This is a genomic window from Arthrobacter sp. Hiyo1, assembly GCF_001263615.2.
Classification (GTDB): Bacteria; Actinomycetota; Actinomycetes; order Actinomycetales; family Micrococcaceae; genus Arthrobacter.
In genome coordinates this window covers 16387-22705 of record NZ_DF952468.1, presented here as the reverse complement: position 1 = coordinate 22705, position 6319 = coordinate 16387, and the positions used below count along the sequence as shown (strand labels likewise).

The following is a 6319-nucleotide window of genomic DNA, read 5'->3' as shown; positions in this document are numbered from 1 at the left end:
CGGCCATCTCCGGTTCGGTGGCGGCGACGAAGCGGCGCTGGTGGTCGCCGTCGTCGTCGATTGTCGCCGCACAGTTGACGTGCCCCCAAAACTCGGTGACGCCGTCGTCGGCAAAAACGGCGTTGCCGAAGTAGTGGTCGTAGTGGGCGTGGGTGTTAACGACTACCAGCGGCAGCTGGGTCTTTTCCCGGACGGCGGCGAGGATCTGCCGGCCTTGGCGGGGGCCGCAACCGGTGTCGATCACCATGGCTCGTTCCGTACCTACAACGAGGCCCGTGTTAAGCAGGCACCCTTCGGTCTCCAACACGTAGTTGTTAGGGCCGACTTCGAGCCATGCTGACATTGTTTCTCCGTCTGATACGTTCCGGCAGTGTTCAGGCCTCGATTCTACCCACGTAGAGCTGGGAGGATCGGGAGGAAAGGCACAGTTGAGACCCGGGCCGTTCGAAATCGGTCGATGCGCACTGAGAAGGCTTGAGGAGCAATGCGCGGGGAGCTACGCTATCGGGGTTGGCGATTGCTGCTTGTTAACTAGTTGCAGCTGGGTTCGGCCGCCTGCCTGGGGAGGACATGATCGTGTTACCGGATACTTCGGACGGTGAAAAGGCCAGTGTCGATTTGGGCGTCGACGGTCTTCTCCATTTGCGCTGGCGGCGCGGGGTCGCCATTGAGGTTGAGGATGCGCGGGCAGCCATGGCGAAAGTCAACGAGCTCTGCCAACAGGAGCAGCATCCCATGCTTGTAGACATGGCCACGGTCGCTTCCGTTAGCCGGGAGGCCCGGGGTGTGTGGTCCATTCCCTGCGGCGCTTCGCGCATCGCTTTGTTGGGTTCGTCGCCTGTTGACCGGGTCCTGGCGAACTTCTTCCTGGGAGTGCACGTCCCGCCGTGCCCCACCCGTTTCTTCACATCGCGCAGCGAGGCCCTGGACTGGCTTAATGCGGGTTCCTGAGCCCCGGATGCGCTTCTTGCTGCTGCCCGCTGAGAATACGTGACCTCGAGAGAGGGCGTTGAGGACCCGCGCTTGCAGCTGCTGGTTGACGGCGTTGTCCGGTTGGCTGCAGGCGATCTGGACGCACGCATTGAGCCGTCGAAGCATCGTGATGACATTGACGCCGTCATCACCGGAGTCAACCTGCTCGCGGAGGAGCTGGGCCACATCCATGCGGATCTGGAGCAGCGGGTGGCCGCCCGCACGGCTATGTTGCGGCGAACGCAGGTTGAGCTGGAACAGATGGCCAAGACAGATGCCCTCACGGGCCTCGCGAACAGGACACTGCTTACCGAGCGGATCCAGCAAGCGACCCTGTCCAGCACGGACGGCGGAAAAGCCCCGGCCGTGTTGCTCCTGGATCTGGACTCCTTCAAGGCCATCAACGACATCCTGGGCCATAGCGCCGGTGACGCCGTGCTGGTGGAAGTTGCCAAACGGCTCCGCTCGGCCGTCAGGGAGCAGGACACTGTGGCCCGCCTGGGCGGGGATGAGTTTGCCATTCTCATTACCGGGGCCACGGAAGGGGAGATCCTTCGGATTGCGCACCGCGCATCGGAGTATCTGCAGGACAGCATGAGCATCGGAATAGAAACGGTCTGGGCGATGGCGAGCATCGGCGTTTGCATCGGCAAGCCCGGGGACCGGGCAGAGGCGCTGATGCGCGACGCCGATATTGCCATGTACCAGGCAAAGGCTCGGGGCCGGAATAATGTCCAACTCTTCCACCCGGACATGCTCGACGCCGTTCAGGAACGGTCGCGAATAACCGCCGAACTACGCACCGCTGTTGCCGGAGGCGAGTTGGGGCTGGTGTATCAGCCGGTGGTCGAGTTGGCTTCCAGCCGCGTCATCGGGGTGGAAGCCCTCCTCCGATGGCATCACCCTGTTCGCGGAACCATCATGCCGGGCAGCTTCATTGGCATCGCAGAAGAAACCGGCTTGATCTTCGAGCTGGGACGGTGGGTGCTGCATGAAGGTCTTGCCCAAATGAGCCGCTGGAGCCAAACAGACCCGGAGCTGACGGATTTCTGCCTGCACATCAATCTTTCCGCCGCCGAACTGCTTCGGACCGACTTGCTGGAGGACATCAAGGCAACGCTGGCCAAATATGGCGTGGATCCGCGGCGGTTGATCTTGGAGATCACCGAGACCGTCTTGATGTCGCGTGAAACCGTGCAGGAACAGGTCCTGAGCGGGCTACGGGAGCTCGGCGTGGGGCTGCAAATCGACGATTTCGGTACGGGCTATTCGTCAATCAGCTACCTCAGGTCGCTTCCGGCGGACACTGTGAAGGTGGATCAGTCCCTCATCAAGGACATGGAGCTGGACCCTCGGCAGCAAAAGTTCGTCTCCGCCATCCTGCAGCTGATTTTCGCTGCTGGGCTCAACGCAACCGTGGAAGGCATCGAAACCGCCGAGCAGGCGGCCCAGCTGGAGGCCATGGGTTGCCTCTACGGGCAAGGCTACTTCTTCGGCTATCCGGGGCCTCCCTCCGAAATACCGCGTCAACTCCGCCGGCCCGCACGGCGTCTGTAGAGTTAGCGCATGTCGAAGCTTTGGGACCAGATGTTGCTTGTCCCCACAGTAGTACGCCTCGCTTCCCGGGCACCGAGAAATCCGGACACCGCGTGGGAAGGATACTGGCGCGGAATCCGCACCACTGGCCGTTCCGGAGATGTGCTTTGGGACTCCGACTCCGCGGCCGAGCATGCTCAGTACTCCAACGCGATCGCGGCCCACTTTGATCCAGCTCTTCCGGTAGTTGACGTCGGGTGCGGCAACGGCACCCACACCCGCTGGCTTGCCGGCCTGTTTCCCCGGGTTCTCGGAATCGACGTGTCCAACGGGGCGATCGAGATGGCGCGCAAGGAAGCAGAAGGCGTCCACAATGCCGACTTCATGGTTTTGGATGCGGCTTCGGCAGGTGCCGGAGAGGTCCTGGTGGAGCGGCTGGGGCCCGCCAACGTCTTTGTCCGCGGAGTCTTCCACGTCCTGAAACCCGGCAAGCAGGCCGCCATGGCCGCCAACCTGCGGACCGCCGTCGGGAACAGAGGCCGGGTGTTGCTGGCCGAAACCAACTTCCGCGGAACTAGCCTCGGCTACCTGACCGAGCTCGGCGCCACCCGGCAAAGCATTCCCCTGCAACTGCGGCGCGCCTTGGAAAACCTTCCCAGGCCCGGGCATTTCGGTGCTGCGGAACGGCACCGCGCCTTTTCGGATGCCGACTGGCAGTTGATTGCGGACGGCCCGATGAACATCGAGGTGGTCCCGATGAACGCCGGCGGCCTTCCGCAGTGGGTTCCGGGATACTACGCACTCCTGTCCGGCGCGGAAAATTCCGGAACAGATCACAATCGGGTGTAACTGCGCCCAGGTGCGCAGCGCGGCGTTACATCCCTATGAAGATTTCATTTCAATCCGGGGCGACCGGATTGTTCGGCTGTAGTGTTTGCTTTGTTGCAGGTCCCGGGCTCAGCCGGAACTCAAGGCAAAGGAATGATTCATGTCGACGCGCAAACCGTCTGCTCGTGCATTGACCGATTCAGGGATGCCGGCTAGTCCGGAGGCTACGGAGCCGCCCCTCAAGCAGTTGCGCGGGCTGCGCCTCCAGGTACTGGAAATCATCGATGAAGTCTTAGGGGACTCTTCGCAAGCAACAGATGCGGTGCGCGAGGAACTTCGCCGGCACATTGCTGCCCACCCTGGGCGTCCGGAAGAGGCCCTGCTGGAACACCTGTCTTCACTCAGGTCGGAACAGCCGGCCCCGCAAAACGAGCCAGAGTCACAGGACAACCCGGCCGCCCAAGGCGAGCCGGAGTCCCAGCACGCAAACAGCCAGCACGCACACAGCCAGCACCCAAGCAGCGCGCGTCTTGAGGCGGTGCTCCGGGACCACATGCTGATGACCGCCTTCCAGCCCGTATTCGACCTCACTACGTCCACCGTGGTCGGCGCCGAGGCTTTGACCCGCTTCGTCAGCGACAGCGGAGACCCCGCCGATTACTGGTTCGCAGAGGCTGAGGACTCGGGGCTCCGAACGGATCTCGAATTCGCGGCGCTGGAGTCGGGGCTCGAGGCCGCGCTGAAGCTGCCGGCCCACCTTTTCGTGGCGTTGAAACTTTCCGACGAGGTCTGCCTGGACCCGCGTCTTCCTGGCTTTTCGAGCAAACGCCGCTGGCTCCCGCGCGGGTGATCCTTGAAGTCTCCGGGAAGTTCCCCCAGGAGCAGGCCGCTTCGCTCGACGCCGCGGTGGCTCCGCTGCGCAGTGCTGGCGTGCGCTTGTCCATCGAAAACACGGGTTCCTTCTTCGCCGGGGCCAGCCATATCCTTCGGCTCAAGCCGGAAATGATCAAGCTGGAGCGGAATCTGACTGCGGGTCTCAACCAGGATTCCCTCCGGCAGGAACTCGTCGCGGCGGAGGTCGTGTTCGCGCGGGAGATCGGTGCGGCCTTGATTGCCCAACGCATCGAAACCAAGGACGAACTCGCCACTCTTGCGGACCTGGGGGTGACCCTCGGACAGGGGTACCACCTTGGGCGGCCCTCGGTCCAGCCCCGGGAGTGGGCAAAGTGGGGCGGGCGTTCCCGGCATCTCGCCTCCCCTGGCGGTCGCGGCAGGACCGCTCGCAGCTGACGGTCGCGAACCCCCAAAAGGGCCGCCGCTTCGGATAACTCAGGCAGCTACAGGCCGATCCGGGCCTCGGTGTTGTTCTATCAACCAGGCCGCCATCTGCTGTGCGCGCTTTGACGCCAGGACGTCGCCTTCGGTGGCCGAAATGATGGAGCCCTTCATCAGGATGTGCCAAGAGCGTGCGAACTCTTCAGTGCGTTCCAGCCTGGCTTCCTCCGCCAATTCCTGGATGTGTCCCCTGATCCTGGCGAGGTAGCCGATGCTGGCTTTCCCCAGCGGATGCTCACGGCCCATTTCGAGGAGGACGTTGATGAACGAGCACGCCTCAAAGTCCTCCCGCTGGAACCAGTCCCCGAAGACATCGAAGATGGCGAGCAACTGCTCCTCGGCGGTGTCTCCCCGGCTCCGGGCATCGGAGATGATCAAGTCCACGGTCCAGATCTGGTCGCGAAGCGCAAGGAATGCAAGAACCAGATCGTCCTTGGACGGAAAGTGGCGGTAGAAGGTGGCCTTCGCCACCCCTGAACGCTCGATGAGCTGATCGACCCCGACCGCGCGGATCCCACGCCGGGAGAACAGTTCGTAGGCGGCGTCCAAGATTCGATCCACTGCGTCATCACGGGTGGTGGTTTGTCCGGCTGGCGATGAAGACGGACCGGGTGCTTCCGAGGCATCTGGCGTGCTCATGGTAAGAGCAATCTTACTCGTACCCCGCCAAGACAGACCGGTCTGTCATAGCCCTTCTTGCGCCAACGCGGGGTCACTTACGGCCCATGTCGGGCAGCAACATGGGCCGTAAGTGACCCCGCGTTGGGTAAGACGCCAGTGCGCTCCCCTCTTGCTTCTCTTGCGGCCTTCTGGTTCTCTGGCACTACCGGGCCGCCGCCGCGCTAAATCCGGTGTGGGCCGCGCCCCGGCTGAAGGGACGTGGGACTGCTATGACTTCTCTTTGGCTAGACGCGCGCGAGGCTTCCGCGGCTGCGAGCCCCGATGAATTCACGCCCGAGAACAGTTACGACGCCGTCGTGGTGGGCGCCGGAATCACGGGGCTAGCCACGGCTCTCATGCTGGCCCGGACCGGGAGCAGCGTGCTGGTCCTCGAGGCCCGGCATATCGGGGCGGTCAACACCGGCAACACCACGGCCAAGTTGAGCCTTTTGCAGGGCACCACGCTGTCCAGGCTCCGGAACCAGTATTCGGTGAACGTGGTCCGCGCCTACGTTGACGCGAACCGGGCAGGCCAGAAATGGCTGCTCGACTACCTCGAGGACCGGGGCGTGCCGTTCCAGTACCGGGATGCGTATACCTTCGCCACCACACCCACTGGCGCGGAACACCTTGTCGCTGAGGCCAACGCTTCCCGGGCGTGCGGGCTCAACGTCAAGTCCACACGGGAGACCGGGCTGCCGTTCGACGTCGACGCCGCCTTGCGGCTTGCGAAGCAGGCGCAGTTCAACCCCATGGATGTCCTGGATGCGCTGGCCGCGGATATCCGGGCAGCCGGCGGCAGCATCGTGGAGGGTATCCGCGTCATGAACGTCCGCAACGGCGATCCCCTGACGGTGGTCACCAGGAAGGGCGAGGTCCGCGCCCGCTACGCGGTGCTCGCCACCGGGACACCCATCCTGAACCGCGGGCTCTACTTCGCGAAGCTGCGGCCTAACCGCTCGTACGCTGCCGCGCTGCGGCTTCCGGA

At 63.5% G+C, this 6319-nt stretch carries 8 protein-coding genes; 6 read left to right on the top strand and 2 right to left on the bottom strand.

What is annotated here, in order from left to right; translation table 11 throughout:
- Positions 1-343, bottom strand: a 343-nt coding sequence (locus AHiyo1_RS00105; protein WP_113990513.1) for an MBL fold metallo-hydrolase, incomplete at its 3' end; no start/stop codon positions are given.
- Positions 344-576: 233 nt separating this feature from the next.
- On the opposite strand from AHiyo1_RS00105, the gene AHiyo1_RS00100 reads away from it, so the two are divergent.
- The 5 genes from AHiyo1_RS00100 to AHiyo1_RS00080 all read left to right on the top strand — a co-directional run bounded on the left by AHiyo1_RS00100 (position 577) and on the right by AHiyo1_RS00080 (position 4626).
- A complete protein-coding gene (locus tag AHiyo1_RS00100; protein ID WP_253257089.1) occupies positions 577-951 on the top strand; it encodes a DUF7793 family protein in 375 nt (124 codons plus the stop codon).
- A gap of 39 nt (positions 952-990) precedes the next feature.
- Positions 991-2529, top strand: coding sequence for a putative bifunctional diguanylate cyclase/phosphodiesterase (locus AHiyo1_RS00095; RefSeq protein ID WP_059387207.1), 1539 nt, complete (start codon positions 991-993; stop codon positions 2527-2529).
- A 9-nt stretch (positions 2530-2538) separates the two neighbouring features.
- Entirely contained in the window at positions 2539-3357 is an 819-nt protein-coding gene (locus tag AHiyo1_RS00090) for a class I SAM-dependent methyltransferase (RefSeq protein WP_059387206.1), read from the top strand.
- Positions 3358-3496: 139 nt separating this feature from the next.
- Positions 3497-4186, top strand: a complete 690-nt coding sequence (locus tag AHiyo1_RS00085; RefSeq protein WP_059387205.1) for an EAL domain-containing protein — start codon at positions 3497-3499, stop codon at positions 4184-4186.
- Positions 4183-4626 (top strand): EAL domain-containing protein, encoded by a 444-nt coding sequence (locus AHiyo1_RS00080; protein ID WP_059387204.1) that lies wholly within the window; start codon positions 4183-4185, stop codon positions 4624-4626. Before AHiyo1_RS00085 ends, AHiyo1_RS00080 begins: the two co-directional genes overlap by 4 nt.
- Before the next feature lie 39 nt (positions 4627-4665).
- Here the strand turns inward: AHiyo1_RS00080 and AHiyo1_RS00075 are convergent, their stop codons facing one another.
- Positions 4666-5310 carry a TetR/AcrR family transcriptional regulator gene (locus AHiyo1_RS00075; protein WP_059387203.1) on the bottom strand — a complete coding sequence of 215 codons (645 nt, stop codon included), beginning with the start codon at positions 5308-5310 and terminating at the stop codon, positions 4666-4668.
- A 251-nt stretch (positions 5311-5561) separates the two neighbouring features.
- Between AHiyo1_RS00075 and AHiyo1_RS00070 the strand changes: the two genes are divergently transcribed.
- Positions 5562-6319 (top strand): NAD(P)/FAD-dependent oxidoreductase (locus tag AHiyo1_RS00070; protein ID WP_148667412.1); only part of this gene is annotated, 758 nt, incomplete at its 3' end.